Source organism: Streptomyces sp. RP5T, from assembly GCF_003933965.1.
GTDB lineage: Bacteria > Actinomycetota > Actinomycetes > Streptomycetales > Streptomycetaceae > Streptomyces.
The window spans coordinates 1-3,235 of sequence record NZ_RSAJ01000791.1; the positions used below are offsets into that span (position 1 = coordinate 1).

Annotated in this window: 2 protein-coding genes; both read right to left on the reverse strand. The window is 70.2% G+C overall.

Annotated elements, in window-relative coordinates; translation table 11 throughout:
• Positions 1-126: 126 nt before the first annotated feature.
• Positions 127-1,623 carry a GTPase HflX gene (gene hflX, locus EHS43_RS41055; protein ID WP_125195612.1) on the reverse strand — a complete coding sequence of 499 codons (1,497 nt, stop codon included), beginning with the start codon at positions 1,621-1,623 and terminating at the stop codon, positions 127-129.
• Positions 1,624-1,757: 134 nt separating this feature from the next.
• On the reverse strand, positions 1,758-3,188 hold the full coding sequence (locus tag EHS43_RS41060) for a M1 family metallopeptidase (RefSeq protein WP_125195613.1): 1,431 nt from the start codon (positions 3,186-3,188) through the stop codon (positions 1,758-1,760).
• Positions 3,189-3,235 lie beyond the last annotated feature (47 nt).

The following is a 3,235-nucleotide window of genomic DNA, read 5'->3' on the forward strand; positions in this document are numbered from 1 at the left end:
GACACGCACTCCGCCAGCCACACGCACCCCACCCCGCCGACCCCGAACGCGGGTGACCCGACACGCCGAAGGCCCGCCCCTTCAAGAAAAAGGGCGGGCCCCTCGGGAGAGCTGGGCGCTGGGCGCTCAGGCCACGACCGGTGCCGGCACGTAGGGCGCGAGCTCGGCGGCCAGTTCCTCGTGCACGCGCAGCTTGAGCAGGGTCCCCTCCGCGGTGTGCTCCTCGGAGATCACCTCGCCCTCGTCATGGGCGCGGGCGACGAGCTTGCCGTGGGTATAGGGCACGAGCGCCTCGATCTCGACGGACGGCCGGGGCAGTTCGTTGTCGATCAGGGCGAGAAGCTCGGTGATGCCCTGGCCGGTACGGGCCGAGACCGCGATGGCACGCTTCTCGATCCGCATCAGCCGCTGGAGCGTCAGCGGGTCCGCCGCGTCGGCCTTGTTGATCACGACGATCTCGGGCACACCGGTGGCGCCGACATCCCTGATCACCTCGCGTACGGCGGCCAGCTGCTCCTCCGGGTTCGGGTGCGAGCCGTCCACCACGTGCAGGATCAGGTCGGACTCGCCGACCTCCTCCATGGTGGAGCGGAACGCCTCGACCAGGTGGTGCGGCAGGTGCCGTACGAAGCCGACGGTGTCGGCCAGCGTGTACAGACGGCCGCTCGGGGTCTCGGCCCGGCGGACGGTGGGGTCCAGGGTCGCGAACAGGGCGTTCTCGACCAGGACGCCCGCGCCGGTGAGGCGGTTGAGCAGGGACGACTTGCCGGCGTTGGTGTAGCCGGCGATGGCGACCGAGGGAACCTTGTGGCGCTTGCGCTCCTGGCGCTTGATCTCGCGGCCGGTCTTCATGTCCGCGATCTCCCGGCGCATCTTCGCCATCTTCTCGCGGATCCGACGCCGGTCCGTCTCGATCTTGGTCTCACCGGGACCACGGGTGGCGAGGCCGCCGCCCTTGCCGCCGCCCATCTGACGGGACAGCGACTGACCCCAGCCTCGCAGTCGCGGCAGCATGTACTGCATCTGCGCGAGCGCGACCTGTGCCTTGCCCTCTCGGGACTTGGCGTGCTGGGCGAAGATGTCGAGGATCAGGGCCGTACGGTCGATGACCTTGACCTTGACGACGTCTTCGAGGGCGATGAGCTGGCCGGGGCTGAGCTCGCCGTCGCAGATGACGGTGTCCGCCCCGGACTCCACGACGATGTCACGCAGCTCCAGGGCCTTGCCGGAACCGATGAAGGTGGCCGCGTCGGGCTTGTCGCGGCGCTGGATCACGCCGTCGAGCACGAGTGCGCCCGCCGTCTCCGCGAGGGCGGCGAGCTCCGCGAGGGAGTTGTCGGCGTCCTGCGCGGTCCCCGTGGTCCAGACGCCGACGAGGACGACCCGCTCCAGACGGAGCTGGCGGTACTCGACCTCGGTGACGTCCTCGAGCTCGGTGGAGAGGCCGGCGACGCGGCGCAGAGCCGCGCGCTCGGAGCGGTCGAACTGGTCGCCGTCCCGCTCTCCGTCGATCTCGTGGCTCCAGGCGACGTCCTCTTCCATCAGGGCATCGGCCCGAAGACCTTCGGCGTAGGTGTGCGCGAGGCGCTGCGTGTCCTGGGAAGGGGATGAAGAGGAGGTCATTGGATCCTTACGTCGATGGGGATTCCGATTCGGCGGTCAAGTAACTCAACGCACGAGCGTCCCGGGAGATTCCCGCGCCCCGTGCCGCGCCGACCTGAAGATGGTCGCACGGCACGGGGCGTCTCGTCACCGCCTTATTTCACCGGTGCGGCGGTGGGTGCCACGGCCTTCCAGTCCGGGTGCCCGGGCATCGGCGGGGTCGTCTCGCCGTAGAGCCAGCCCTGGAGGAAGCCGCGGAGGTCGCGTCCGGAGATCTCGGAGGCGAGGTGCACGAAGTCGGCGGTCGAGGCCGTGCCGTCCCGGTGTTCCTGCACCCAGGCTCGTTCCAGCTCCTCGAAGGACGTGCGGCCGATTTCCTGGCGCAGCGCGTACAGGACGAGCGCGGCGCCGTCGTAGACGTTCGGCCGGAAGATGCCGATCTTCTGGCCGGGCTTGGGCGGCTTGGGCGCGGCGGGTGGTCCGCCGGCGGCCCGCCAGCGGTCGGAGGCACCGTAAGCGGCCTTCATACGGGCCTCAAGGGTGCGCCCCGCCTTCTCCTCCGCGTACAGGGCCTCGTACCAGGTGGCGTGCCCTTCGTTGAGCCACAGGTCCGACCAGCTGCGGGGGCTGACGCTGTCGCCGAACCACTGGTGGGAGAGCTCATGGACCATGATCGACTCGACGTACCACTTGGGGTAGGCGGGTTCGGTGAAGAGGTCCTTCTCGAAGAGGGAGAGGGTTTGAGTCTCCAACTCGAATCCGGTGTCGGCGGCGGCCATGAGGATGCCGTACGTCTCGAAGGGGTACGGCCCGACCTTGCCCTCCATCCAGGAGACCTGGCCGGGGGTCTTCTTGAGCCAGGGTTCGAGCGCGGCGCGGTCCTTGGTGGGCACGACGTCCCGGACGGGCAGCCCGTGCGGGCCGTCGCGGTGCAGCACGGTGGAACGACCGATGGACACCTGCGCGAGCTCGGTGGCCATGGGGTGCTGGGTGCGGTACGTCCACGTCGTCGCCCGGGCGCCCCGGTCCACGTCGGTCGGCAGGCCGTTGGCTACGGCGGTGTAGCCGTCCGGCGCGGTGACCCGGATGGTGAACATCGCCTTGTCGGAGGGGTGGTCGTTGCAGGGGAACACCAGGTGGGCGACGTCGGCTTGGTTGGCCATGGCGAGCCCGTCCGCGGTGCGCACCCAGCCGCCGTCCCGGTCCGTGGCGGAGACGGGGTCGCTCGTGTGCCGGACGGTGATCCGCATCCAGCTGCCGGCGGGCAGCGGTTCGTCGGGCGTGACGACCAGGTCCTCACCTGCGCCGGTGAAGTTCGCGGGCCGTCCGTCGACCACCACGGAGCGGACCTCGCCGTGCGCGAAGTCGAGGTTAATACGGTCGAGTTCGGTCGTCGTCCAGGCGTCGATCGTCGTGACGGCGGTGAGCGGCTTGCTGTTGCTGCCGGGATAGGTGAAGGAGAGGTCGTACGACGCCACGTCGTAGCCCGGGTTGCCGAGGTGCGGGAAGAGGCGGTCCCCGACACCGAGCGGCTCGGCCGGGGCGCTCGCGGCGAGCAGACACACGGAGACGGCGGAGGCGAGCAGCGCGGCGGCCCTGCGGCGTCGGACGCGTCCGCTACGGGGACGGGGGG